General features: G+C 59.2%; 19 protein-coding genes. 3 read left to right on the forward strand and 16 right to left on the reverse strand.

Annotated features, from left to right (window positions below; all coding sequences use genetic code 11):
- Positions 1–677: dipeptidase (locus RAD10_RS40680; protein ID WP_461621853.1), on the reverse strand; the 677-nt coding region annotated here is incomplete at its 3' end.
- 350 nt (positions 678–1,027) lie between these two features.
- Positions 1,028–1,525, reverse strand: a complete 498-nt coding sequence (locus RAD10_RS40685; RefSeq protein ID WP_461621854.1) for a hypothetical protein — start codon at positions 1,523–1,525, stop codon at positions 1,028–1,030.
- A gap of 511 nt (positions 1,526–2,036) precedes the next feature.
- Between RAD10_RS40685 and RAD10_RS40690 the strand changes: the two genes are divergently transcribed.
- Positions 2,037–3,668 (forward strand): MFS transporter, encoded by a 1,632-nt coding sequence (locus RAD10_RS40690; RefSeq protein WP_461621855.1) that lies wholly within the window; start codon positions 2,037–2,039, stop codon positions 3,666–3,668.
- 610 nt (positions 3,669–4,278) lie between these two features.
- Here RAD10_RS40690 and RAD10_RS40695 read toward each other — a convergent pair.
- On the reverse strand, positions 4,279–5,796 hold the full coding sequence (locus RAD10_RS40695; protein ID WP_461621856.1) for a porin: 1,518 nt from the start codon (positions 5,794–5,796) through the stop codon (positions 4,279–4,281).
- 342 nt (positions 5,797–6,138) lie between these two features.
- On the opposite strand from RAD10_RS40695, the gene RAD10_RS40700 reads away from it, so the two are divergent.
- Both RAD10_RS40700 and RAD10_RS40705 read left to right on the forward strand, forming a co-directional pair.
- Positions 6,139–6,753, forward strand: a complete 615-nt coding sequence (locus RAD10_RS40700; RefSeq protein ID WP_461621857.1) for a MarR family winged helix-turn-helix transcriptional regulator — start codon at positions 6,139–6,141, stop codon at positions 6,751–6,753.
- Positions 6,754–7,539: 786 nt separating this feature from the next.
- Positions 7,540–8,322: an SDR family NAD(P)-dependent oxidoreductase gene (locus RAD10_RS40705; protein ID WP_461621858.1), complete on the forward strand. Its 783-nt coding sequence runs from the start codon at positions 7,540–7,542 to the stop codon at positions 8,320–8,322.
- Between the two features lie 641 nt (positions 8,323–8,963).
- On the opposite strand, the gene RAD10_RS40710 is transcribed toward RAD10_RS40705, so the two are convergent.
- The 13 genes from RAD10_RS40710 to RAD10_RS40770 all read right to left on the reverse strand — a co-directional run bounded on the left by RAD10_RS40710 (position 8,964) and on the right by RAD10_RS40770 (position 24,751).
- Positions 8,964–9,848: a MaoC/PaaZ C-terminal domain-containing protein gene (locus tag RAD10_RS40710; RefSeq protein ID WP_461621859.1), complete on the reverse strand. Its 885-nt coding sequence runs from the start codon at positions 9,846–9,848 to the stop codon at positions 8,964–8,966.
- A 245-nt stretch (positions 9,849–10,093) separates the two neighbouring features.
- Positions 10,094–10,966, reverse strand: coding sequence for an SDR family NAD(P)-dependent oxidoreductase (locus tag RAD10_RS40715; RefSeq protein WP_461621860.1), 873 nt, complete (start codon positions 10,964–10,966; stop codon positions 10,094–10,096).
- A 301-nt stretch (positions 10,967–11,267) separates the two neighbouring features.
- Positions 11,268–12,421, reverse strand: a protein-coding gene (locus RAD10_RS40720; protein ID WP_461621870.1) for an IS3 family transposase whose coding sequence is annotated in 2 segments (ribosomal slippage) — positions 11,268–12,172 and positions 12,172–12,421 — 1,155 coding nt in all. Because the reading frame shifts where the segments join, the coding sequence is not laid out codon by codon here.
- A 92-nt stretch (positions 12,422–12,513) separates the two neighbouring features.
- A complete protein-coding gene (locus RAD10_RS40725; protein WP_461621861.1) occupies positions 12,514–14,001 on the reverse strand; it encodes an AMP-binding protein in 1,488 nt (495 codons plus the stop codon).
- 260 nt (positions 14,002–14,261) lie between these two features.
- Entirely contained in the window at positions 14,262–15,035 is a 774-nt protein-coding gene (locus RAD10_RS40730) for an SDR family NAD(P)-dependent oxidoreductase (RefSeq protein ID WP_461621862.1), read from the reverse strand.
- 90 nt (positions 15,036–15,125) lie between these two features.
- Complete coding sequence (locus tag RAD10_RS40735) at positions 15,126–15,323, reverse strand: hypothetical protein (RefSeq protein WP_461621863.1); 198 nt, start codon at positions 15,321–15,323, stop codon at positions 15,126–15,128.
- A 665-nt stretch (positions 15,324–15,988) separates the two neighbouring features.
- On the reverse strand, positions 15,989–16,369 hold the full coding sequence (locus RAD10_RS40740; protein WP_461621864.1) for a Zn-ribbon domain-containing OB-fold protein: 381 nt from the start codon (positions 16,367–16,369) through the stop codon (positions 15,989–15,991).
- A 4-nt stretch (positions 16,370–16,373) separates the two neighbouring features.
- Positions 16,374–17,504 (reverse strand): thiolase domain-containing protein, encoded by a 1,131-nt coding sequence (locus RAD10_RS40745; protein WP_461621871.1) that lies wholly within the window; start codon positions 17,502–17,504, stop codon positions 16,374–16,376.
- Between the two features lie 817 nt (positions 17,505–18,321).
- Positions 18,322–19,521: a pimeloyl-CoA dehydrogenase large subunit gene (pimC, locus tag RAD10_RS40750; protein WP_461621865.1), complete on the reverse strand. Its 1,200-nt coding sequence runs from the start codon at positions 19,519–19,521 to the stop codon at positions 18,322–18,324.
- An 824-nt stretch (positions 19,522–20,345) separates the two neighbouring features.
- Complete coding sequence (locus RAD10_RS40755) at positions 20,346–21,176, reverse strand: ABC transporter permease (protein ID WP_461621866.1); 831 nt, start codon at positions 21,174–21,176, stop codon at positions 20,346–20,348.
- Positions 21,177–21,181: 5 nt separating this feature from the next.
- Positions 21,182–22,432: an ABC transporter permease gene (locus RAD10_RS40760; protein ID WP_461621867.1), complete on the reverse strand. Its 1,251-nt coding sequence runs from the start codon at positions 22,430–22,432 to the stop codon at positions 21,182–21,184.
- A 71-nt stretch (positions 22,433–22,503) separates the two neighbouring features.
- Positions 22,504–23,568: an ABC transporter substrate-binding protein gene (locus RAD10_RS40765; protein WP_461621868.1), complete on the reverse strand. Its 1,065-nt coding sequence runs from the start codon at positions 23,566–23,568 to the stop codon at positions 22,504–22,506.
- An 88-nt stretch (positions 23,569–23,656) separates the two neighbouring features.
- The gene (locus RAD10_RS40770; RefSeq protein ID WP_461621869.1) at positions 23,657–24,751 is read right to left on the reverse strand and encodes an ABC transporter ATP-binding protein; all 1,095 of its coding nucleotides are present in this window, start codon (positions 24,749–24,751) and stop codon (positions 23,657–23,659) included.
- Positions 24,752–25,239 lie beyond the last annotated feature (488 nt).

The raw sequence follows: 25,239 nt of genomic DNA on the forward strand, positions 1-25,239 counted from the left end.
TTGTAGAGGCTCTGAACGCCGGTGTGGCTGCAGATCACGGGGCGCGAAGAGAGCGCGAGGGTGTCCATGATGGTCTCGGTGTTGGCATGCGCCAGGTCGATGACGATCCCAAGCTTATTGCACTCGCGAACGACCTCACGCCCAAAAGGCGTCAGGCCCCCAGGTGAGTAAGGAAATGTCTGGACGTGCCCGACTTCGTTCGCACGCATATGGACCAGCTGGAGGAGCCGCAAGCCCCGCCGGTGGAGCTCGTGAAGGTTGTCGATGAGACCTTCCAGACTGTCCGCCCCTTCGAGAGCCGGCATCAGCGCGAGCTTTCCCTCGCGCTTGGCGGCTCGCACAGCCGCCGGGCTGTCCGCCGGCACCGCCTCGCCGTCCTCGATGGTCTTCAGGATCGCCGAGAAGCGATCGAGGTCGAACGCGAAGGGCTCCCCCGGGCTGGGGCGGTACTTGCCGGGTCCGTACGTCCCGTCGCGCTTCACGTAGCTGTATGTCGCGTCGCCGAGGAGGTTGCAGACGACAACGTCGATGAAGCCGTGGCGATATCGATCGAGCTCATCAGACCCGATGCGCGGCACGTTGGGCCAGCAGATGCCGCTCGGATGGGCGTGCATGTCAACGAACACTGTCTGCTGATGGATCTGCTCGAGTCGATCCAAAGGACTTGCGTCATCCATGTCTGTCTCCGTCATGCGCGGTAGCGCTGTTGGTAGAATTGTATCGAAACTTACGTACGCTCACTTTGGCATCCCAAGCGAAACATCAGGAGAGCCATGGGAGCAGCACGACAAAAAGTACCGCAAGGAAAATGCTCCCGGGCGGCAAGAGCCAAGCCCACGCGAGGCCCAGCCTAATGCGAAGCTGCCGAGGCCTCGACGTAACGTTGTCTGTCGGCAAGATCACCGCATCCGCCATGCCAGCCATCGCTCCACGATGCGCTCTAGATTCGTCTTGCCGTCAGAGTGCTTGGCGGCGAACCATGCGGAGTCCTCATACACCACCTTCAGGGCATTCTCTCGATTGATGCTTAGCAGCGGAGCCAGATCAGACGGCAAATGCTCGAGCCTTCGGCTGAAGCAATCTTGGATCGCGAGACTGCCGTAATAGCCATAGCTGCAGCGGCAGCCCGCAAAATGCCCCAGCGATTAAACTCAAATTGCTCGTCGGCAACCGCTACGCTCTGCGGCCTCCCTTGAGGCGCTGGACGCTCATTGCCCATGACGATTTCCTTCCCCGCTAGCCCGTCGAACGCGGGCGTAAAACTGACGCATCTTAAGAAAAATCCAAGATGAGTAACTGCATTGATTTGCGCTTTATGCTTGAGATCTGCGTTCTCGCAGCTCCTTTTGAAGAATATTTGATGAGATTCCACTCGCCGGGCAATAACGCAAAGCTCCGGCTTGCGCGCGTTGATCGATGCGAAAGGCACGACGTGATCCTGGCAGTCGTGCTCTAGGTGCTGTTGCCACTGGTGCGCGCCGCAATCAGCCCTTTTGGCTCTCGCCAAAGCCGATTGGAGGGTCATGAATTGCCGGCATCTGCTCCGCGATCCATTCGTTGTGTAAAACGGTCGGCCCGATACTTACCGCAGAGTATCCAGGGTTTCCGGATCGCGCAGCGCGGGACTACTCGATCTCCACGAGACTGCTAGCCGTGCCCCGCTTGAATACGCCCATGAACAATTCCGGAGGCAAAGAAGGACGCTGCTTTCTGTTGCGCTCGGATCTGGCGGCATTTGTGCGGTTCAGGGACCACCACGCAAAGCGCGAGACGACGTCGCTCAAAAAAACGGTGCGCCGAATGAGTTCGTTCAGCTCGTAGCATCGCTGCGAAGCGCGCAGCAATCCGGCGCCAGGAAGCCCCTCGTCAGTGAAATTCTGCTGCGGGTAACCGGTAGCATCGATGATGATGTTAGAATCGGTCGGGCCTCGAACGGGGACCCCCAGAAGGCAGATGGCTTCGTGTGTTCAGATCCTTCGCTTCGGTCATTGAATCGTCCCGGCCCGGCGCCGGTTGATCCGATAGAACCGCGAAAGATGGAGTGCGCTGAGCCGAGCGCGCTAGATCTTGCGACCCCCCTCGACGCAGCAAGGGCAGATCACATTACCGCGCCCTTGCGCCACCGCACCTTCCGGCGCATCTGGATTGCGAGTCTGGTCTCAAATCTAGATAGTCTGGTGCAAGGGGTCGGCGTGGCGTGGGCGATGACCGAAATGTCATCATCGGCGGACAAGGTAGCGCTCGTCCAAACTGCCCTCGGATTGCCAGTGATGCTGATCGCAATTCCGGCGGGTGCGATAGCGGATCTGCATGATCGACGCATCGTGGCATTGATTTCACTCGGTATTGCCTTGTCTGCAACGACCACGTTGACGGTGCTCGCTTCGCTGGGGCTGCTCACACCGGACCTCTTGCTCGCGCTCTGCTTTGCAGCGGGCTGTGGCACCGCGATGTTGGGGCCCGCGTGGCAAGCGGCGGTCAGCGAACAGGTGCCCGAGCAAGCTCTGCCGGCCGCCGTCGCGCTTAATGGAATCAGCTACAACATCGCGCGAAGCGTAGGCCCGGCGATCGGGGGCATCATTGTGGCGACTGCAGGGACCGTTGCAGCGTTCGCGCTCAATGCGGTGTCCTTTCTGCCGCTGATCGCCGCTCTCTATTTATGGAAGCGCGTGGCCGAACGGTCGCGCTTGCCGCCGGAACGGCTCGGCCATGCCATTGTTTTAGGCGTGCGGTACATCGCCAATTCGCCCTCCATCACGATCGTGTTGGTCCGCACGGTCATCGTGGGCTTGATCAGTGGAGTAATTCTAGCGCTCTTGCCGCTGGTGGCACGCGATCTGTTACTGGGCAGTGCACCAACATACGGTCTGATGCTAGGAGCCTTTGGGTTGGGTGCTGTTATCGGAGCGTCAAATATCGCGCTGGTGCGCAAGCACTTGAGCAGTGAGGCAGCCATGCGATCCTGCGCGGTCTCGATGGCGACGGGTATTGCGGTTATGGCACTCAGCCACAATCCGGTGATTGCTGCACTGGGATTGGTTGTGGCTGGCGCTGGCTGGACGCTATCCTGGACGCTATTGAATATTGGCGTACAACTTTCGGCGCCACGATGGGTCGCAGCGCGATCTCTCGCTGCCTATCAGGCGGCCGCATCCGGTGGCCTCGCGCTCGGCAGCTGGGGTTGGGGCCATTTAACGGACATCGCCGGTGTTCAAACAGCCCTCCTGATCGCAGCCGCGCTGATGCTGGCATCGCCACTTGTTGGCCTCCGGCTGCGAATGCCTCCCGTGAGCGCCCGTGCGGAAGAGGGAGGCCTCCTTGAGGATCCTGAGGTACGGGTGCCGATCACAGGGCGCGAGGGGCCTATTGTGATCGAGATCGAATATCGCGTGCTTCAGAGCAACTCGCGTGGGTTTCGGGAAGCCATGCAGGAGCTTCAGCTGGTCCGGCAGCGTAATGGCGCCCACGGTTGGTCGATCGCGCGAGACATGGCGGATCCAGACCTGTGGATCGAGCGCTATCACTTCCACACATGGCACGACTACCTGCGTCAGCGCAACCGCCCTACTCAGGTCGAGCGAGCACTGGAAGGCCGCGTCATAATAGAGTTCCACGAAGGACCAGGCAAGGTGCGCGTGCGCCGTACGGTCGAGAGCTCGTTCCGGTAAACTCAGAGGCTCACTAGACAAAGCCGCGCGACGCGAGCATGGGCTCAGTCAAAGAGGGCAGACCGGTTTTGTCGCTTGCGAGGATGAACGCAGCCACACGTTCTCAATCGCGCCGCCGCGCGATAGCTGCCGGCAAATGGCCTCTCGAGAAAAATCCTACCTAGCGCGTTTCGACCTCGCTGCGGGCAAGCCGGCCGCGAGGGAAGAGCATCTTGAAGAAATCGCGAACGTCAGGAAATGTGATGCGCTCGCCTTAGGCCGCAGCCCGTAGAGACGGCTAGCAGATACTTTCAAGCCTGCCTCTTCAGCAGCTTCTTTCGACATTTCTGAGCCGCGGAGAGTCCGAGTCTGCAAAAGCCGCCTGGACAAGCGCTTGGGGGCGAGCAGGTGTTTTCGCCATCGACGACCGCGTACGTCAACGCGTGGTGTTGCGGAGCAAAGCTACGCCTGCCGACTGGAAATCGTCGGCAATGATGGACAACAGCGAGCAAGTGAAACGAGAAGAAAATAATCAGAAAGGCCCCCGGCGGGCATGCCGGAGGCCTTCTTGGAGGTTAAACCTAGATCGAAAGAGCCTTTATCTTCCTCCTTCCGTTACATTTACAGAGCGTCAGAAGTTGCGTTGAGCGCGGAGCAGCAACTGAAGGCTGCCTTGGTCTTTGAGCTCATAGGCAGCAGCGGGTTTGGCGATACCCGCCTGCAACGGAAGGGTCACAGTGCTTCCGCCTGCATACTTCTGATCGAGCATCATGTACGCAAGCTCGCCCGTGAACGAGAGACCCTTGACCGGGGTCCAGGACGTCTTCGTACCAACAACTGCGTAGTTGAAGTCGGGATTGCATCCGGCGCCGCCGGTCGAGAGCGCGAGGGTCGTGACGAAGGCCCCGCAGATATAGCCCTTGGCCGTGTTGTTATATCGTACAGCTGCCCACGCGCCAAAAACGGAGGAATTCCAGTATGGGTTCCAATTGTGCGTGTAGCCGCCGTTGAAACCATAGGTGGTGGTCAGCTGCTGCCCGGCACCCGTGACGAACACAGAGTCAGAAACACCGGCGAGACCGAGGCTTTGATAGGCACCCGCGGCGCTCGCACCTCCGTAGATCGCGAAGGCGTTCCCCATATAGTCGTGAAAGTTGTAGCGACTTGCACCATTTGTATAGACAGCCGTCAGGTTGATCGTGTCACCCGCGCCGGTCGGCAAGTTCTTGATCGACAATGCCAACTGTCCAGCCCAGCCCCACTTGTCTCCGGGATGGCCGGTTGTCTCGTCGGCGCCGTAGTAAGCGGCATGGTTGTCATGGGCAGCGATCGACGCCTGGAAAAGACCCCAAGCCTGATCGACGCGAACCCGCGCGACGAGATCTGGAGCTCGCGAACCGCCGATGTCGTTAGCTCCGTAGGTGCCGGTCGCAAGACCTGCAGCTGTTGCGCCGCTCACATTCCAGACATTGCTTTGATAGTTCGGGACCTGGTCCTGGGCCGAGAACGAAGCCGTGATGCCCTGACCAAAGTCTGCGGTATACGAGATCTGATTTACAGGGTCCCAGCCCGCGCTACCCGGCAACTCGAAGCTGTTCGCCGGATATTCGCCCCATGGCGTTCTGAACTGCGATTCGGCTTTGCCGAATGTAAATCCGCCGAACTGAATGAAGGCGTAGTAGATACCGAGTGAGCCACCAGCGACCTGAGACGTGAGCGATGTAGTGTAGGCTGTCGAGCCGTTTACGCCCGTCGTGCCAGTCCCGCCATAAGTACCGGTTCTCCACGTGAAGGCCAACTCAGCGAACGTGCGGACCATGCCGTATTCGGTCGCGGTGCGCGTATCGATTTGCAGATCTTGACGAGTCTGGGTTTGCAAGTAGTTGCTTAGGCGGTTACGCGCGCCACCCACACCACTGCTTGCTGCATCAAAATCGGCGTTCGTTGCCAGCATGGTGTCGGCACGCAGATAGCCACCCAGCCTGATGCACGTGTCGGTTCCAGGGATATAGTAGAATCCCGCACCATACAGCGAGCAAATTTTCACATATTCGATCGCCTTCGCCTTGATGGGAAGATCGGCTGCCTGCGCCCCGGCGCCCGCGAACATTGCCGCAGAACCGAGGATGAGACCCTTTGTCAGTTTCATCGATGAAGCTCCAAGTTGAAATATCGTTTCCGTCGTCCAGATCCGCCGCTACTAGCCTCACCCCAGTGGGCTGGCCTTGACGGAACGACTTCGAGGCGCCCCCTCTCCGTCTATCGTCGTATAGCTTGCAAAAACAATTGCTTCAATTAATTAATACAGAACGCCGTTGTTTCGCGACGGCGCGTTGCAATCGAGCAACACAACTGACGCCGGAAGGAGACCAAATAGACCGCAAAGGCAAAAAAGAACCCCCAGGGGGCATCCCGGAGGTTCTCCTTGGAGATTTCACATGATCGTTAGCCAAAGGGCCTCATGGTCTGCCGCTGTAATAGCGCATATAGATTGTTTTTGTCAATTAATTTTCTGCATGACCGCTATGTCGCGTCATTTCGTATCGAGACGGCAGGACGGATTCTCGCTATTGATCAAGAGCGTGCCTTTCGGGGGCACCCATATGTGGCGGAAAGACAAAAAATGGGCGAAAAAGATCAACTGGATAAAGCCGTCACGGACTTCATCTGGAACATCGTCGAGATCCACTCGCAGCTCGAAGAAATACACAAGGGGTGGGCCGAGATGATGGGAATAAGCGAGCCGCAATGGTTGATTATGATGGCTATCGACGAAATCGATGAAGGCCGCGGGGTTTCCGGGATTGCGGTGGCAAATAAGCTTCGGATCCACCCCGCCTTCGTCACGAACCAAACGAAGAAGCTCGAAGAAAATGGCCTCTTATCCCGCGTAACGTCCCCAGACGACGCAAGATACCTGCAGATCTCACTAACCGAAAAGGCGCGGGCGGAAATTGCGAGCCTGTCAAACAAGAGGCAGGCTCTCAATTTGACGATGTTCGCCGGGCTAGATGAGGCGTCTCTTGAGTATCTTAATAAGCGACTGGCCTCGATCGCCAAGAATAGCCGATTGGCCTCTCAAAAACTAAGTATAGGTGTGCTGTAGGGTAATCCGTCCGACGCCGAGCCCATCTATGAGTCCCTGTAGCGGCGAACATGCTGCAAGGGACCAAGCAGGACCGACAAAAGCTACGAAGGTGATCGCCTGGCTTGCCCGGTCAGCATCCAACAGGCGATCGTCAGAAAGAGCGAAGTTGCCAATCGGCTCTAAGGCAACGCTGAACCGTCGCATTCGACATCAATGCGTGCTGCCGGGCAGTAGGACGATAGTTTCATCGGTTTTACGGCGCCTCTTTTCAAGTTTGCGGTGTCTTTGATTTTCGGGACAGGGCTGCGGCCAGCCGTATAAAATCTCAATGAAGCCTATTACAGCTTCATGCTCCAACAGAGGCAGCACAAGTAATCGAGCAAGAACGGATAGTTGACATTCTGCAGAAATACGCCCGCCTCGAAGAGGGTTTGTCGACCCGTTTGGTTTGAATGACGCAATCGCCTTGCGCGATCGCAGAGAAGCTCCGCAATTCTACGAGTTAGCGCACAACTTGTTCTGGGCAAGCTCTTTTTCGAGGAAATTCAGCACGAGCGGCAGCATATGCTTTGTAAAAGCAAATCTCATGCTCTCCGAATGCTTGATTTCAATCCTTTTTCGCAGTTGGCCGCTCTTGTTCGGTGATCTTTCTTTTGATTTCCCGATCATTTCGCAAGCTGTAGCGGGAGCTTCGGCTGCTTATCCGGCGGCAAGCATGAGCGGTCGCGGCGGAGAATGCCGAGCACGAGAGTTCTGCTGAGAAATGATCGCTCCGTTTGACCGCCAATAGCTAGGAGAGAAAAGATGCCCGCGTCCGCAGATGAAGGCCACAAGCAGCGATCCCACGCGCGTGCGTGGTCGCTCGAGGGCCGAGTCGCGCTCGTAACTGGAGCAATGGGCGGGCTTGGGAAGGCCATCGTGGCTGAGCTATCCGAACGCGGAGCGGACGTGCATGGGGTGGACATTGTTGGGGAAGGTGTCTTCCACGCAGACCTTGCGACTGCGAGCGGAAACAGGCACATGGTCGCCGATGTGCTCAAGATCGCTGGGCGTCTCGACATCCTGGTCTTGAATGCTGGGCTGCAGTTTATGGCCCCCTTCGATCAGTTTCCCGAAGCCGAATGGGACCGTCTTAATGCTCTTATGCTGGACGGGCCATTCCACGCACTGAAGGCGGCATGGCCGGCTCTAACGAGGGCCCCGGGTGGTCGGGTTGTGGTTACGGCATCTGTCGCTAGCTACGGGGGTGCACGGCAGAAGGTTGCATACTGTGCCGCCAAACACGGAGTTCTTGGCTTGGTCCGTACCGCCGCACTTGAAGGCGCTGCACACGGTCTGACTGTCAACGCTGTCGCGCCAGGCTGGATGGATACTGCGCTGATGCGTAGTCAGCTCGAGGCTCAGGCGAAACACCGCGGCATGAGCACAGACGAGGTCATAGCGGCCCTCCGTGCGTCGCAACCTGGTAATCGCTTCGTTGACGTGCGTGAGGTTGCAGCAACCATTGGCTTTCTTACGAGCTCTAGTGCCTCCGGAATCAATGGCGAGTGCATTACAATCGATCTCGGTGCAAGTGCCAGCGGCTAGGTGTGAAGTTCCGTCCGGTTATATGCACGACCGCCGATGTCGACACTTCTCGCGTCTGGAAGGCGTCGCGTATCATCGTATGCGTTTCCTACGCTGATGCCGATCTCGAGTAGGTATGCGTGGGCGGCTGAACAAGCCAGGAAGCACCGATTTACCGTCCATGGCGGTCACGGAAGCCAGGGGGAGCGTAGATAAAAACCAGGCCGGAGTTCGTAGAACTCCCGCAATCACGACGGGGCTCCGCAACTAGGCGCCTGCGATGCACTGAAGGTCAGGAACTCGTCTGGTATGAGCCTTCGCCGCGGAGCGAACTGAAAGGGCGCGGTCGTTGCAAAGACGACGTCGTTATGCTCGCGCCTGAAGCCGCTTTTGCGTCTCTTTGTGCGAGGTCAATTAAATTGCTGGTAAAAGGGCGAGAGCCGTGCGTTTCGGTTTCTTGCGAATTTCAATCCTATAAGCGGAGACCTCGCTGCTCGAACGGCTGCCGAACTGTACGGCATTAGCGCCAACAGAAGGTCGATCAGCTGGGTCATCCAGCAGTAATCACGGCAGTTGGTGACAGGCGTTAGTCTCCTGACACTCGCATCCCGCTCCACGGAGGCATTGGGGCCGCTCCCGGCTCAGCCGGGGGAGCGCGCTAGCTAGGCGCGTAGCACTGTCTTTCCGTTCTTGATTACTGTTGCGCCGCGATCGATCACACGCGCCTCGAACGAGATCACATCGCCGTCTTGCCAGAGATCGATAGTTATGACGTCGCCGGGGAACACGGGCGCCGAGAAGCGTGCCTGGTGGCTCAGGATCCTCGTGGGATCGTAACCGCAGTAGGCCTGCAGCACCGCCCGGCAGGTCATACCGAATGTGCACAGGCCGTGCAGGATCGGCCGCGGAAACCCCGCCCGCTTGGCGACATCGGGATCAGAGTGCAAAGGATTGAGGTCGCCGTTCAACCGATAAAGCAGCGCCTGGTCCGGCCGGGTATCGAGCGACACCTGTAGGTCCGGCTTGCGCGCGGGGACAAGGTGCGGTTCGGGCGCGCCTTTCGACGGCCCACCGAAGCCGCCGTCGCCACGTGAAAATGTTGAGTCGGTGAGCGTGGCGACCTTCTCGCCCTTCTGGTCAGTCCACACGGTCTCTTCGACTACGACCGCGCCCTTATCCTTGCCCTTGTCGTAGGCGCCGATCGTGCGGCGGGTGGCCGTAAACGTGCCGGATGAGGGTAGCGGCTTGTGCAGTTCGATCTTCTGCTCACCATGCACCAACATCAGGAAATCCAAGTCGCTGATCCGGAGGCCCGGCTTCTGGTTGGCCGCCGGCCCGGGGCTCTGTACACTGCCCGACGACAGCACCGTCACCGCGGTCGGCAAGATCTTGATATCCTTCTCATAGACGAACGGCAGTTCGCGCTCGTGCAAAGGATCGCGCCCCATCCCGATCCCTAGCGCATACAGCATCACATCGTTGTGGCCATAGGTAAAGGTGCGCGGCGCGTTCTTCTGCTCCAGGATGTCAGGGTAATAGATCGGCATGAAAGATCCTCTAGAACTTGGGGTCAAAAAGAATTGGAGTTTTCTTCGGAGCGCTTTTCGGCAAGCGACCGAGCGAAGGCGCTCATCATCAGTAGAGCGCCACGCGTTGCCATCGACCGCTTGGGCTAAGCAAATGTAAGAGCGCCTTCGATGCTGCAGGCATGTTGGAGGATGATGGGCGGGGGATCTAACCAGGCCAGTAGACGTTTGCGACCTGCTTGCGGCCTTCTTCCAACGCCATCTACTCAACGCTTCGTGAGGAACCGCTTCAGGTCTTCCGGGAAGAACACCGAAGACGCGTGTGCCGCCACGTCCTGCGCGGTGTAGTGTCCTTTGGGATGGAAACCCTCCGTCGTCAGCATCTTAACTTCCGCGATTTCTTCTCCCGATACGGTGAGGACCTTGCCCGAATGGTCGGCTGCCAACTCGGAGGCCATGAAGAGTACGCCAGGAGCAACGTTCTCGGGACGAAGGATTGGATCGGGTTCTCCATCCCGCACACCTGGAATATCCGCCCACATCCGAGTGACCGCGTTTGGTGCCACGCCCATTACGCGGATGCCATATTTGCGTCCCTCGATGGAAAGAACTCGTATCAAGCCGTAGATGCCGGCCTTGGCCGCTCCGTAGTTAGCTTGACCGAAATTCCCGAACAGTCCGGACGTGGAGGACGTCATAATTATCACGCCGGGCCGACCGTTGTCCCTGAGCCACTTCCAAACCGGTAACGTGCAGCAGTAGGTCCCTTTCACATGAACCTTGAAAACGAGATCCCAGTCCTCTTCCGTGATCTTGGCAAATGTCCGGTCGCGCAAGATGCCTGCATTGCAGATCAAGATGTCAATTTGGCCGAAAGCATCGATCGCGGTGCGCAGAATATTCTCCCCGCCGGCCGGCGTAGAGACGTCGTCGCCATTAGCCACGGCTCGGCCGCCGGCGGCTCTGATCTCGGCCACCACTTTTTCAGCAGCGGCACTCGTCCCGCAGCCGTCCACAGTGCTGCCAAGGTCGTTGACGACGATCGCCGCCCCCTCTTTGGCGAAAAGCTTTGCGTAGGCTTCACCGAGCCCCCCGCCAGCGCCCGTTATAATCGCCACCTTGCCGTCTAACAATCCCATCCTATCCTCCTCAAATGTTTGCATCACTAGCGCCGCGGCCTTGCCGAAGCATGGTTAGTCCATTCTGATAACGGGCACGTTGCGCGAGCCGAGCTACTGACATCATGCCGGGGCGCCGAAAGGAAAGCGCCTGTCTGTTCTTGGATCCCCATGCGATGCTAGAAGGCTCCGCTCCGGCCAGCACAAGGACACAACCTGAGTGTTCCCCGAAACTTTCGGCGGTTCTCGTGAAGCTGCGAGTTTCGTCTGCAGGCCAGCGTCAACGCTATAGTGAGCTGCTGCCGGTTTGATGGACACCGGGTTAAGCTAATCCCACCTTGCGCTCGAACTCAACTGGACTGACGTACCCGATCGTCGAATGACGGCGGACGCTGTTGTAGAACCGCTCGATATAGTCGAACACATCTGCCCTGGCCTCGTTCCTTGTGCGATAGGTCTTGCGCTCGATGCGCTCGGTCTTCAGCGACGAGAAGAAGCTCTCCATCGCCGCGTTGTCCCAGACGTTCCCGGATCGGCTCATGCTGCAAACAATGCCGCTGTCCGCCATCAGGCGCTGGAACTGTTCGCTGACGTATTGGCTGCCACGATCGGAGTGATGCATCAGGGCATCCGGCTTGCCACGCCGCCAGACGGCCATCAGAAGGGCGTCCGCAACCAGTTGGGCCGTCATGCTGGCGCTCATCGACCAGCCGACCACCCGGCGCGAGAACAGGTCGATCACGGCCGCCACATAGAGCCAGCCCTCCGCGGTCCAGATGTAGGTAAAGTCGGCGATCCACTTCTGGTTCGGCCGCTCGGCCACAAACTGACGATCCAGAAGGTTCGCCGGCACGTTCGCTATCTGGCGATCGCCTTCGTCCTTCGGCAGGCGTCGGCGCCTTGGCCTCGCCCGCAAGGCATGCTGGCGCATCAGCCGCTCGATCCGGTGCAGACCGCAGTCGATGCCGTCCGCCAAAAGGTCTCTCCAGACACGCCGTGCGCCGTAAGTCCGGTCGCTGGCAACGAAGCTTGCCTTGACTTGCTGGCCTACTGTCTCGTCGCTTCGGGATCTGGCGCTGGGCGATCGGTTCAGCCAGGCATGGAAGCCCGACCGGGATACGCCCATTGCTTCGCATAGCCATGCCACCGGCCAGATGTTCCGGTGCTTCGCAATGAAGACGAACTTCATGTCGCTTCCTTCGCGAAGTAGGCCGCGGCCTTTTTTAGGATGTCCCGCTCCGCCTTCAGCTTGGTGACCTCGCGCCTCAGCCGCTCGATCTCCAATTGCTCAGGCTTCATCTGCCCGTGGCCGGGGAAGGACTGCGCAGGGTCGGAGCCGAACTCCTTCACCCATTTGCGCAGCACGTTCTCGTGGACGCCCAGGTCGCGGCCCGCTTGCGCCACCGACACCCCGCGTTCCCTGACGAGCTTGACCGCCTCGACCTTGAACTCTCGACTGAACTTCCGTCTCTGCATGACAACCTCCGGCTTGATAAAACACCCAATCTCGGTGTCCATCAAACCGGCAGCAGCTCATAGCCCGCTCCAGCGTTTACAGACCGCATCGATTACGTTTGGCTCTCGGGTGACTTCATCCGGGCGATGCGGTCGTCGCGCAACTGGGTCCGGCGCACCTTGCCCGCCTCGTCACGCAAGGGCTCTTCGACAAATTCGATAGTGCGGGGACGCTTGTAGGGCACCAGCCTTTCGGCGAGATGCGCCAGCAGCACCTCTGCGGTTAGCCCCGGGCGAGCCTGAACAATGGCGTGAACGGATGACCCCAAGTCCTCGTGAGGCAGGCCGATCACTGCACTCGACAACGCCAGCGGGTGCTCATCGATCGCCGCCTCGACCTCGGCGGGATAGACGTTGGCACCCCCGACCAGGATCATGTCGGTCCGCCGGTCAGCTAGGTATAAGTATCCCTCCGCGTCGAAATAGCCGATGTCTCCGAGGCTCTCCCAGCCGTCAGCCAAAGCGCGGGCTGTCGCGCCACGGTATTGGTAAGAAGGCTGCGAGCCTTCCCCGCGGCGCATGTAGACCTCACCCACTGCACCCACCGGCAGCACCTTTCCATCGGCATCGAAAACCTTCATCTCACCCCCCGCCACGCGGCCGACTGAACCGCGGTGATCGAGCCACTCGCTCCCGGTAATCGTGGTCCACGCCTGGCTTTCGGTGCCGCCATAGAGCTCCATGATCACCTCAGGTCCCAACCAGCCAATGAAGGCCTCCTTGAGCCAAGGCGGACAAGGCGCAGCCAAATGCCAGAGGGTCTTGAGCGATGAGACATCGTAGCGGGCTCGCACCTCTTCTGGCAGCCGCCAAATCCGGCTCATCATAGTGGGAACCAGATATATCCAGCTCGCCCTGCGCCGCTCGATCTCGGCGAGCACGCCTTCCGCGTCGAATCTCGGCATGAGCACTAGATGGCCATCCTGAGTTAACGCATCCAAGGCGCATTCGAAGGCGCCGTTATGGTAGAGCGGTGCAGGAATCAGAGCCGTCTCGCTTGGGCGGAAGCGCCAGCCGCCCGGATCATTGGTTGGCTCCGCCGACGTGAGACCTGGTAAGCCGGAGAGAATCAGCTTCGGCCTGCCTGTCGAGCCGCCCGAGGTCGCTGCCTTCTTCACTGGGGCCACGCGCGGCTCCACCGGTCGGTCATCATCTGATAACGCGAGCAGATCGCCCACCGTGACGCGTCGTCGGCTAGTCTCCATACCCGGCGACGCAATCACCACCGGCGGATCGGCTAGGTCAACGATGGCTTGCAGCTCGGCACTCGGCAGCCGGAAGGACACCGGTTGCGGCGTCGCGCCCAGCTTCCAGGCGCCCCAGCAGGCCTCGATGAAGTCGACGCCGTTGGGCAGTCCGATGGTGACCAGGTCGCCGAGCTTGACGCCCAGCTTCTGCAGCGCGCGTGCGATTCGGTTCGCTCTCGCCTCCAACTGCCTGCACGTGAGGCTGATCTCGCCACAACTAACCGCTGGCGCGTCAGGCGTCGCTTGGGCGCGGCGATACAACTTCTCGCCCAAGGAGATCATGTCTTCAGCCATTTCCGTCCGACCTCGCCTTCACTCGACCCGGGCTGCCTGCACTAGCATTCGCCCGCTGCCACCCCCCTGAAGCTAAGGTAGAGTTAGCCCAACCCTGCAGAAGAAAATCGCCAACTTTTTGCAATACAGCGTTCAGATCAGGCGGGTTTTGTGAATTGACGCAGAAGCTCACCGTCGGAATCAAGTTTTGATCGGGTTTGGGCGAAGTCCATTCCTGTATTTCGATCAGAATGAAATGTTCTCCTGGCGCAGGCGCTTCCCTACCTGCCGTCCTGAACATCGTCGACGCGTACGCAGGTGCCGGTCACGAAGTCGGATGACGGGGAGACTAGGAACAGCAAAGTACTGTCGAGTTGCGCCGGGTTGCCGATGCGCCGCCGGGGAAATCCCTTCGTGATGTCGCCCACGCGTTGCAGCATGCCATCCATCATCTCAGACGAAAACGCACCCGGCGCGATCGCGTTGACATTGATGTTGAATTTCGCCCATTCGACCGCGAGCGCTTCGCTCATGCGCACCACTGCGGCCTTGCTAATTGAATAGAGCGCAGCCCCGTTGCCACCATAAGAATAGGCCGAGGACGAAGCGATGTTGACGATGCGGCCGGGAAGCTTTGCTGCGATCAATCGGCGCGCAACCTCACAAGACAGCACGTAGGGCGCTCGCACGTTTGTATCTAACAAGCGATCAATCAGGTCCATCGACATCTTGGTTGCGCGCTGCGCGTCTGGAATACCCGCATTGTTGACCAGGATTGTCACTGGACCGAGTTGGCGCTCTGCTTCCGCGACAGCCTTAGTCAGCTGATCGGCATCCGTTACATCGAGCTGCAGCGGTATGGCGTTGCCGCCAGCCACGTTAATCTCCGTCGCGATGCTCTCGAGTCTGTCGAGCCGCCGTGCCGTCAACGCCACCCGTGCCCCGCATCGCGCGAGTGTCCTGGCAAATCTCTCTCCAAGCCCTGACGATGCTCCGGTCACGAGCGCGGTCTGTCCCTTTAGGTCGATGGAAAAATTCGGCAGTGGGAAATCCATGGCATTCACCTTTTTTGAGACGTCGGGTACGCAGCACCATCGAGTAGATAACCGCCGGGCGACCTTAATCCGCGAACATGTGAGCTGTGACTATTGTGGACGTGGGACGGAGTAGCTCGATGCCAAAGTATATAGCCGCTCATAGCGCTGGTTTTCAGCGATGTGGCCCCTCAGATGGTCGAAATTCTTCGCCACCTTTTGTAGAATACGTAAGTTGGTGACGCCGGCATATTCCGACCTACGCAGGCGCGACCGCTCGCTGGTTTCGGTGATCGTCGCCTCATTCATGAGCGCGTTCGTACTTCTAGCTGGGCGGAGTCTGTTAGCTCGTTCACGTTGCTCGCCGCAGAAAGAAAAGCGCACGCCGCCAGCACGCTCAAACGCGCAGTGCCGCGCTGAATCGGCCACCCGACCATTCGCTACGGAGGGGATATCGCTGCAATCAGGCCGTGCTACCGGCTGCATGCTTCCTGCGCGGTCGAAGATGGTGCGCGATAGTCACCGCTTGCTGATCCGCCGACGCCTACTCATTATGAGGAAGCTCCACTCAGTCTCCCTACGACGCTGGTCGCGGGTTTGTGAATTGCTGTGAGGACGCGGCTTACGTTCCGGCCTCAAAGCCTGAGCGGTCCGAGTGGAATGACCAGAGAAAGCTCGTCTGGCTGAGAGGACCTTGCAGGTGCCTACGGTTTGCGAGTTCCCGCGGCCTATTAAGGTGGTCTCGCGTGGGCATCTCAACGGCTGGCTCAAATTTAGATGTCTTTTTCGTATCGGAACCGATTGATGAGCTGACCTTATCTTTTCCTTGAGGTGCGGACGCGCATGACCAAGGGATACACATACACGAGGCCGCTGCGGTCGCACCTCCGTTCCGTTTCCGACCTGAGTGACTTCCCGGCACAGGCCAGGCTGGTGGTCGGGTCCAAGCCAAGCAAGTCCGACCCATCCGATAACTAACGCACGGCGAAGAGCGGAACGGGGGCTTGCGCAGCCGCTGGCTTGAATACCACCTTGACCTTCGTGCCGATCGACAGCGTCGCGGGATCTGCATCTATCACGTTCGTCAACATGATCGGCCCCTCGGTGAGCGCTACATAGGCTAGCACGTAAGGCTGGTCCCGCATGCGGTTTACAGAGAACGAGTGAATTTCGCCTTCGCCTGTAGACTCCTGCCAATCGAGTGCCGTCGACAGACAATGCGGGCAGATTCCTCGTGGATACCAATGGGTTCTGTCGCACTGCCGGCATCGCGGCAGTACGAAACGGCCACGAGCAGCTGCATCCCAGAACGGTTTTGTCTCTGGACTGTGTGCGATGAAGTCTGTGCCGTTCATTGGACTACTCCCGTTCCAGGATGAGGGTGGCGCTGCTGTGGCGTGTCCCCATCAGCCACCCCGTGCCATGGGCTAGCGCCAGCGCGCAATTCTTGACCTGGCCGGCGGGATGGGCCTCGCCTCGCAACTGGCGGACGGCCTCGATCACCTTGGTGATTCCGCCCCGCATCGCTGGATGGTTGCTGCACAGACCGCCGCCATCTGTGTTGAAGGGTAGCCGGCCAACACCGGAGATTAGGTTTCCGTCGGCAACAAACCGGCCGCCCTGTCCCTTTTCGCAGAACCCGAGATCCTCCAACGCAATGAGGACGGTGATGGTGAAGCTATCGTAAATCGAAGCGTATCGGATATCGCTTGGCTTTACTCCGGCCTCGGCAAATGCGATGGCACCCGACTGCCTTGCTGCCGAAGCAGTAAGCTCGACCGCGCCTGCCGACTGTCCCTGGATGCTCTCGCCCGCCCCGATCATCTTTACCCGCGGCCGCTTGAGGCTCTTGGCGATCTCTGGGCGTGTCACCACAACGGGTCCGCCGCCGTCCGAGATGACACAGCAGTCAAGCCGGTGCAGGGGATCCGAGACCATGGGAGACGCCAGGACCTCTTCGGTGGTAACCACTTTACGGAGCATAGCGTGTGGATTGTGCTGTGCATGGTGAGAAGCAGCCACCTTGATCCACGCCAACTGCTCGTTGGTGGTCCCATATTCATGCATGTGACGGCGGGCGCACATGGCGTAGATATCCAGTAGGCTTTGCCGAAGCGGCCGTTCCCACAACAAGTCCGGCTGAGTGACGTCCGGATGGAAATCGACCCGGGCGCTGCGGGGCCGTCCTGCCAATGTGAGCAAGGCGACGTTGCATTTGCCGGCCGCAATAGCTTGTGCAGCGTGGGCAATGTGCTGCAAAGGTGCTGAACCGCCAATGTCGGTGAAGTCGCAATGCCGTACCTTGAGGTTCAAGAAGTCGACCATTGAGACCGGACGAAAGCCTGGTTCATCGCCTGCCGAAAAGTAGCCATCGACGTCGTCTTTGGTCAGACCGGCGTCGGCTAACGCGCCAGCGGCGCACTCGGCATGAAGTTGAACGACCGATTTGTCAGGCGCTTTTCGCGTCGGATGTTCGTAAGCACCAACTATGTAGGCTTATTCATCGCGGGCCATCGCATTGCCATCCTTTCTTCCAGTGATTGGCGATATAGCCGGATCGCCATCCGCGCTCCTGAGCCTCACTACGCGAGTGAGGCGAAGACCTTGCCTTCCACGACTAACCGCTTGAGGAGCGATGCCGGCTGGGAGGGTAGTCGACCGTGATAGTGGCGATCTCATCATGACGTTCGAGCTTCACGACTTCAGCCATGCCACACCACCTCGCTTTGTGTTCCATTCTCTTGGTCACCAGTCAGTCCTCCGAGCGATGCGAACCGCCGGAGGTGGTCGGCATTTCCGAACGACGTGACCCGCTTGAAATAACGCGAATGCGGCTCAGCGTATGCGAAAGCAAGTTTTGTCCGCCCTTCCGCAACCGCCGGGATCAGTCCTGGCTTTTGCGTTCCGCTCGCGCCATGGCACAGGATGCCTCCAGCCATCACGACGGTCGCGGAGTGGGATTCAAGGACAGCGCTCGGCCGAAGTTCTCCATGACGATCATCATCTCTCGAGCGCGCCGCCGCCGAAGCCACCATGGACCTCAGAAAACGGCAGAGCCAGAAGCCCAAGTTCGGCATAGCGCGCCTACATCGCCTCGCTAAAGCCCGCCTTCTCGGCCTGGTACGTTTGGCGATGATCGAAACCGCAACTTTCGAGCATCAGCCTCTCAATGGCACGTTGAGAAGCCGCCGCTCCGCCGAAAGATCAAAGTCCACTCGTGAAGTCTCCTGAGCCGGGCCGTGACAGTCCTCCTTAGACCTCATTGGAAGAAGGCCTGCGCGCCACGCCGCTCGACCAACAAAGGACGTCAAAGGCCGAGAATCGCCTTGGCGATGATGTTCTTTTGAATTTCGTCAGACCCACCATAGATCGAGACTTTGCGAACATTGAAATAGGCGGGCGCGATAGCTGCGGCCCAATCGGGACCGATCGGCCCTTTATGGCTTTGGCTATCCTCTTCTGACATATAGGGCATAGCGTGGGGGCCAGCGACCTCAAGCAGAAGCTCCGCTGTCGCCTGCTGGATCTCCGAGGCCTTCATTTTGAGGATGGCGCTCGCAGGATCTTGAGTGGCGCTCTGCCGCTTGGACGCATTAGCGACAACGCGAAGCTGCGTCACCTCCAGCGCCTTTAGCTGAATTTCAACTGCGGCCACCTTTTCACGGAACGCGGCCTGGTCAATCAGCCGCTCATCTCCAATCTGGCACAGCGCGGCAAGTGTCTTGATGCGCCGGACACGTTCTTTGGAAGAACCAATACTAGCGATGTTGAACCGCTCGTTGCCGAGGAGGAACTTGGCGTAGTCCCAGCCTTTGTTTTCCTCGCCAACAAGGTTTTCAGCGGGAACGCGCACGTTGTCGAAGAAGACTTCATTAACTTCGTAACTGCCATCGATCAGCTGGATCGGGCGCACGGTAATTCCAGGCGACTTCATGTCGATCAGAAGGAAGGAGATGCCCAACTGTTTTTTAACATCCGGATTGGTCCTGACCAGACAGAAAATCCAGTCGGCATATTGCGCGAGCGTCGTCCATATCTTTTGGCCGTTGACGATGTAGTGGTCGCCATCCCGCACAGCCCGTGTCTTGAGCGAGGCGAGGTCGGAGCCCGCGCCGGGCTCTGAGAAGCCCTGGCACCACCAATCATCGGCGTTTGCAATACGCGGCAGGTAATATCTCTTTTGTGCCTCAGTGCCGAAGGTATAAATCACCGGCCCTACCAAGGACGTACCGAAGTCGGGCAGCCCCTTCACCGGATACATCTGCAACTCTTCACCGAAGATATACAGCTTGGCCGGCGTCCAGCCGGTTCCGCCATATCTCCTGGGCCAGTCAGGCACAGCCCAACCCTTCTTGTGCAAAATGCGCGTCCAAGCGACCATCTCGTCCCTGGAAATGCCTCGGCCTTCGATAAGTTTGCGGCGCGTCTCCGGCGGCACGTGATCACACAGGAATTGACGCACCTCTTCGCGGAACTGCCGCTCTTCTTTCGTGAAAGCGATATCCATTCAATGTCCTGTGAAGATTCTGGTCAGATGGTCATTTCGGCCTTAACCGAGCGCGAAGGAGGGCTCGCAACAGGGGCCTGGATCGAGGGTCGAAGGGTACCGCGCATCGCCTCGTGCCGCAGCTAGGCGACTTGACCGAACGCCATAGCGCCCCACCAGCGAGGACGTCTCTAGCGCGATACCGACGACATCTATTTTGGTCACGATCTAGACACCCTCATTACCCCAGCATGCATGCTACGCGAACAGAACCAATCACATGATGATCAGCGAGCGCGCGGCTGCTTGCTCATTTCGGGCTCCGGAAGCAATCCCACAAAGTCTCTGCTGCAAGCAGAATTTACTCGAATAGCAGTGACGGAGAGAACAGACGTAAAGCGGCTCAACGCACAAAGGCCGCAAAAAATCACTGGATGCTGGAGAAATCCTGCAGAAAGAAAAGCATTGACTGCGATTTCGAGCTCACGCCAAGGCGCCTTCCTGAGGATGCGCTAATTGGCGCGCGATGGTTTTTCGCTTTGGTCATGAAGGCGATCGCATTCAGCCGATGCGACTCAATCGCCGGGCCACGCACTCGTTTTCACGACATCACGCGGATTTCGCTACTGCCATGCGGAACTGGTTTGTGACGTGCTCAGGCGGTTAGCAGGAGTATGGCTTCTTTACACCTCTGAAGCCACTTTGCTCGCCGAACTCTATCATTCGACACTCTGACTGTGGACAGACTATCCAGGCTTCAAATCGGAGAGGGGTCGAGTTGACCAGATTGGCTCTCCTTGCGAGCGCGCGCCGGCTTTGGCGACATTGATCTTAATGTCTTTTGCTCAGAGGTCGCGAACCCCGCGCAGGCGCTCAGAGCGCCGCCGCAGCAGCTCGACAGTGGTCAGCATGGCGATGGAGAACAGGATCAGCACGGTGGCGGCGGCAGTGATGGTCGGACTGATCTCCTCGCGGATGCCAGAAAACATGACCATCGGCAAGGTGCGCTGCTCGGGACCGGCTACGAAAAGGGCAAGCACCAGCTCGTCGAAGGAGGTCAGGAAGGCGAAGAGCGAACCGGATATCATGCCCGGAAGTATGAGCGGCAGAGTGACCTTGAGGAAAACCGTGATCGGCGGAGCACCGAGCCCGGCGGCTGCGCGGGTCAGAGAGTGGTCGAAACTCATCAGTGTTGCGGTCACGGTGATGACGACAAAGGGCGTGGCCAGTATGGTGTGCGCCAGGATCAGCCCGGCAAAGGTGCTAAGCAGCCCGACATTTGCATAGACGAAGTAAACCCCGACTGCTGTAATCACGAGTGGCACGACCATGGGCGAGATCAGTACGCTCATCACCATCATTCGCCAGGGGAAGTTCGGTCGGCTGAGCCCTAGAGCGGCCAGTGTGCCCAGCAAGGTCGACAGCAGCGTGACCGCCATCGCGACGAAGATCGAATTGTGCAGCGCGCCCTGCCACCGGCCGGTGAGGAAGAAATCCTCATACCAGCGCAGGGACAACCCGGGCATTGGATAGCTGAAGAAGGGCACTGAATTAAACGAGAGCGGGATAATCACGAGAATCGGCGCGATCAGAAACAGGAGCACCGCCCCGCAGATCAGCCGGTGCAGGTAGTACCAGCCCTTCTCCATCGGTGACGCATAGGCGGAAGCAGCCATCGTTCTCATCCCATCTTGATCCGGTCGGCTCCGACCAGCTTGTGGAAGACATAGTAGAGCAGCAGCGTCGCGGTAAGCAGGATCGCGCCAAGGGCCGAGGCCATACCCCAGTTGAGCACCTCGTTCGTGTAGTACGCTACGAAGTAACTAACCATTTGGTCCGCCGGGCCGCCGACGATCGCAGGGGTTATGTAGTAGCCTAGGCATAGAATGAAGGTCAGCAGGCAGCCGGCGGCGATCCCTGGCAGGGTCAGCGGGAAGTAGACCTTCCAGAAGGCGTAGAAAGGTCCGGCACCGAGCGAGCGAGCGGCGCGGACAAGTTTCGGGGAGATCGTCTTCATCACGCTGTAGATCGGTAGCACCGTGACGGGCAGCTGGATATGGGTCATGGCCACGATCGTCCCGACGCGGTTGTGGATGAGCTCGGCCGGCTGCGATATGACATGCAGCGCCATCAACATTTCATTGACGAGGCCGTGCTGCTGCAAGAGCACGACCCAGGCGATGGTGCGCACTAGCACCGAGGTCCAGAACGGCAACACGACCATGATCAGCAGCAGATTGCTGGACCTGGGCGGCAATGTCGCCAGGAGATAGGCGACCGGAAAGCCCAGCAGCAGGGTCGCGGCGGTCACGCCAATGCTGATGCCAAACGTTCGCAAGAAAACGTCGCGGAAGATCGCGGTCTCCGGTGGAGAGGCAACGATCTGGTTGTCCCGGCCATACTGGTAATCGACCGAACGCAGCAGGTAGAAAGCCGTATAGGCCGAGCTTCCGCGCTTCAGCAGGCTCCAGACGTCACGTTGCCCCCAGAGCGGACTAATCTCAATCAGCTCCGCCTTGTAGGGACCGGTGGAAAGCGAACTCGCCTTGCGGGCGCTCGATGTCACTTGGCTGCTGGCGCCGGGTATCTCATAGTTTATTCGCGTGCCGACCTGAGGCGCGGTCCTCTGAGCGTAGGACTCTTTCAGGTCGCTCGCCAGCGCCGCATAGACGGTCTCGTTGGGAAGGTCTTTGCCATCCCAGGCGCTTAACGCCGCCATGGTTCGCGGCATAAGCCTCAGCAGCGTATCGTCATGGATGACGTTGAACATCATTTGGCCGATCGGCAAGATAAAGCCGATCAGGACCAACAGCAGGAGCGGCAAGACGAGGGTGACGGCCCTCAGCTTGCGCCGCCGCTCGACCCGCTGCAGCTTGATCCGCAGCGGCACGCCATCGGGACTGCCGGCGATTTGGGCGACCATCGTCGTCATCGACTCTCCTCTCAGTTTGTCCCCTGGGGACGGCGAGGAGGACGGAAGCCCTCCCCGCCGTCCCCTCTCAACTAATTTGCGAGCCAGGCATTGAAGCGTTGGCTCAACTCATCGCCCTTCTCATTCCCGAAGTTGGCGTCTCTCTCCACAGCCACAGCAACTTTGTCGGGCGCAGTCGGAAGGTTGGACAGCATCGCCGGATCGACCAACGCTAGCGCGTCGTTGTTGGCGGGACCGTAGGGGATATAGCGCGTTAACTCGGCCTGCGACTGAGGCGAAGCGGCGAAAGCGATGAACTTGTAGGCGTCGTCCCGCCGCGGAGTACCCTTGGGAATCGTCCACAAGTTAAAGTTCAATACCGCAGCATCCCACATAATCTCGAAATGCTTGCCGGAGTTCTTGACGGCATCGTAGATTCTGCCGTTATAGGCTGCGGTCATGATGACCTCGCCGTCGGCCAACAGCTGCACAGGCTGCTGGCCGGACGTCCACCAGACGACGTCCTTCTTGATCGTGTCGAGCTTCTTGAAGGCGCGATCGACGCCTCCGGGCGTGGCGAGCACCTTTTCGGCGTCCTTGACGGCCACGCCGTCGGCAATCAGCGCCCATTCGAGGTTAGCGTAGGAGCCTTTTATTAGTCCGCGCTTGCCGGGAAATTTCTTTAGGTCGAACAGGTCGGCGATGGTCTTCGGGCCGTTCGGCAATCTATCCTTATCATAGGCGATGACTGTGGCGGAGATGGCATCTGGTACCCCGCAGTCAAACTTGTCGGAGGCAAAGAACTTCCCCCGGTCAAGGCCCAGCTTCTTCCAGTCGATCGTTTCGAGGATGCCCTCGTCGCATAGTCGTAGGGCCTCCGATGAGCTGACGTCGACAACGTCCCAACTCACGGAATTCGTCTCGACCATGGCTTTGATCTTGGCGATTCCGTAGTCATACTCGGCTTCCGTGATCTTGATCCCGGTCGCCTTTGAGAAGGGCTCGAATATGGCCATGTGCTCGGCCTTCTGATAGGCGCCGCCCCCGGAGGTAATCGTCAGTTGATCGCCCGCAAAGGCGGGTTCCGCCGACACAAGCAGCACCGCTACCACGCCGCTCACGGCCAGCGCGCTCGCGATCATCAATGGCTTCCTCATCGTCTACTCTCTCCCTGTTATGCCACCCCCAAGGTTGAAGGCGGCCTTGCTGAAATCTCACCTTGCTCGCGGCGAAGCCCCGTCATCGTCACGGCGCGTCGAGCGCCCGACAATCCTCGGTTTTCCAGCCGACGGTGATCTCCGCACCCGTCTCGATCTGCGTCACGCCTTCCGAATTCGGCAGTTTGATCACAAAGTCATCATGGCCGCATACCGAGACTCGCGTGCGCACGTGATCACCCAGATAGATCAGCTCGGTAACCCGCGCGCTGAAGATACTGGGCAGTGAGCCCGGCGTCGGGTTCAGCTTCACCCGCTCGGGCCGTAACGACAGCACGGTCGGCCGGCCAACCGCCTCGACATTGACGGCTAGAGCCTGCACGGTGCCGGCGCCCGGAATCTCCACCTTGCAGGTCGCGCCGTTCATCGCCACGACTTTCCCGTGAAGCCGGTTGTTCTCGCCGATGAACTGGGCGACGAAAGTGGTCTGCGGCCGCTCGTAGAGTTCGGCGGGCGCGGCGAGCTGCTGGATGATCCCGTCGTTGAACACCGCTATGCGGTCCGACATGGTCAACGCCTCGCCCTGATCATGCGTCACATAGACCACCGTTACGCCGAGATCCTCGTGAATATGTTTGATCTCGAGCTGCATCTGCTCGCGCAGCTGCTTGTCCAGTGCGCCGAGCGGCTCGTCCATTAGCACCAGCTTGGGATCGAAGACGAGGGCGCGGGCGAGCGCTACGCGCTGCTGCTGCCCGCCGGAAAGCTGACCCGGCCGGCGCCCTCCATACGCGCCGAGCCGGACCACGTCGAGCACCCGCTTGATCCTGGCCTCGGTCTCGGCCTTGCCGAGCTTGCGGACCTTGAGCGGGAAGGCGAGGTTCTCCTCCACGGTCATATGTGGGAAAAGGGCATAGTTCTGGAACACCATGCCGATGTCGCGCTTGTGCGGGGGCATGTTTTCGATCGAGCGCCCCGCCAGCAGGATTGAGCCCTGGGTGGGCACCTCGAAGCCGGCGAGCATCATGAGGGTTGTGGTCTTGCCGGAACCAGATGGCCCCAGCATCGTCAGAAACTCACCCCGGGCGATGTCCAGGTTGAGATTCTTAACGACCAGCGTTTCGCCGTCGTAGGTCTTCTGAACGTCGGAAAACTCCACAAAGGCAGTGTTCATGCCTGGCATCGACCCTCTTCCCTCCATTGCAGAAGTTGCGTGCGCGGCCAAGATCGTAGGGACACACCTGCATTGGCGCCTTTGTATCCGCTGATTTCGCTGGTTTTCACCGATATAGCCGGCCGGACGACCGAAATTGCGCGCTGGATCGGACGGATCTGAAGCTTTAGCGCGCCGCATTAGACAAAGCGGATCAGCTTTGGACGGCCCAGCAGCCGTGACACCAAGGCGCGACTACTTTTCAGCGAGGACGCGTGAGACTCGGTCATAAAGCGAATCTTGCGCTGATAAGAATCAATCGTATCGCATGGGAGCTTTTTTGCGCTTCGGCTCGCACGAGCACAGCCACGCTCTGGGATCAAGTCAGTCTTGTTCGCTCGTCAGTTGCTCGACGCGCTTGCGCATGAGGTGGGCTGTGGCGAGCAGCAACGTTGTCAGAATTATTGTGAGCGTCGATACGGCCGCGATCGTGGGATTGAGTTGGAAGCGCAGATCAT

This window comes from Bradyrhizobium sp. 23AC, assembly GCF_054863025.1.

Coding starts and splice junctions, on each gene's coding strand:
- RAD10_RS40685 (WP_461621854.1), bottom strand. CDS start 1,525: ATGACCCTCCAATCGGCTTTGGCGAGAGCCAAAAGGGCTGATTGCGGC.
- RAD10_RS40690 (WP_461621855.1), top strand. CDS start 2,037: ATGGAGTGCGCTGAGCCGAGCGCGCTAGATCTTGCGACCCCCCTCGAC.
- RAD10_RS40695 (WP_461621856.1), bottom strand. CDS start 5,796: ATGAAACTGACAAAGGGTCTCATCCTCGGTTCTGCGGCAATGTTCGCG.
- RAD10_RS40705 (WP_461621858.1), top strand. CDS start 7,540: ATGCCCGCGTCCGCAGATGAAGGCCACAAGCAGCGATCCCACGCGCGT.
- RAD10_RS40710 (WP_461621859.1), bottom strand. CDS start 9,848: ATGCCGATCTATTACCCTGACATCCTGGAGCAGAAGAACGCGCCGCGC.
- RAD10_RS40715 (WP_461621860.1), bottom strand. CDS start 10,966: ATGGGATTGTTAGACGGCAAGGTGGCGATTATAACGGGCGCTGGCGGG.
- RAD10_RS40725 (WP_461621861.1), bottom strand. CDS start 14,001: ATGGCTGAAGACATGATCTCCTTGGGCGAGAAGTTGTATCGCCGCGCC.
- RAD10_RS40730 (WP_461621862.1), bottom strand. CDS start 15,035: ATGGATTTCCCACTGCCGAATTTTTCCATCGACCTAAAGGGACAGACC.
- RAD10_RS40735 (WP_461621863.1), bottom strand. CDS start 15,323: ATGAATGAGGCGACGATCACCGAAACCAGCGAGCGGTCGCGCCTGCGT.
- RAD10_RS40740 (WP_461621864.1), bottom strand. CDS start 16,369: ATGAACGGCACAGACTTCATCGCACACAGTCCAGAGACAAAACCGTTC.
- pimC (WP_461621865.1), bottom strand. CDS start 19,521: ATGGATATCGCTTTCACGAAAGAAGAGCGGCAGTTCCGCGAAGAGGTG.
- RAD10_RS40755 (WP_461621866.1), bottom strand. CDS start 21,176: ATGGCTGCTTCCGCCTATGCGTCACCGATGGAGAAGGGCTGGTACTAC.
- RAD10_RS40760 (WP_461621867.1), bottom strand. CDS start 22,432: ATGACGACGATGGTCGCCCAAATCGCCGGCAGTCCCGATGGCGTGCCG.
- RAD10_RS40765 (WP_461621868.1), bottom strand. CDS start 23,568: ATGAGGAAGCCATTGATGATCGCGAGCGCGCTGGCCGTGAGCGGCGTG.
- RAD10_RS40770 (WP_461621869.1), bottom strand. CDS start 24,751: ATGCCAGGCATGAACACTGCCTTTGTGGAGTTTTCCGACGTTCAGAAG.